Genomic DNA, 633 nt, shown 5'->3' with positions numbered 1-633 from the left:
CTGTTTGAGCACTTTTTTAGGCAGATATTTTCTCCATTCCTTGCCGATTACCCGAACCGTGAATGGCAGATGGACCGCTTCTTTTATAAGCTGAACCCGATTAGGGTAAGGGTAGCCGATGATTAACAGATTTGAATGATAGGAATGTTCGGTGCCCATTTTTTTAAACAGCCGATGATTAACTGGTATCGGAACATAATAGACGTGCTGGTAGCCGAGCCCTTGATAATAGAGAACGGCATTTTGTTCAATCGTTAATATGGCGTCAGCGAGCTTGATTACCTGTAGGCTGATATCCATATAAAATGGGTCTTCGGTCAGCCAAACATATACGGGGATACCCTTACCCTTTAACCAGGTCAGCCAGTCGTGAGGAACGCGGTCTCCAACCATCAAGAGTGCGAAGTCCGGCTGAAACGTTTCGATCTTCACCAAAGTTTCTGCTTCAAGTGTATCTGCAGACATATACTCTGTATGAGTGTTCCGAAAACATTCTTCAGCCCAGCGATCAAAATAACAATATATTCCTCCGTATCCCGACTGGATATACAACACTTTCATCGGATGTTATGAAAAGAACGTAACGCTTTCTACTTTGTCTACATCAATTAATGTTGTAGCTTGGCCTGCCGG

At 43.6% G+C, this 633-nt stretch carries 2 pseudogenes; both read right to left on the bottom strand.

Annotated features, from left to right (window positions below):
• Positions 1-561, bottom strand: a pseudogene (gene cgeB, locus HPC67_RS15660) (spore maturation protein CgeB); the annotation flags it as partial.
• A 6-nt stretch (positions 562-567) separates the two neighbouring features.
• Positions 568-633, bottom strand: a pseudogene (locus HPC67_RS15655) (protein CgeA); the annotation flags it as partial.

The sequence above is a fragment of the Lentibacillus saliphilus genome, assembly GCF_019093865.1.
Taxonomy (GTDB): domain Bacteria; phylum Bacillota; class Bacilli; order Bacillales; family Amphibacillaceae; genus Lentibacillus_B; species Lentibacillus_B saliphilus.
This window is presented reverse-complemented; position numbering and strand designations above follow the sequence as displayed.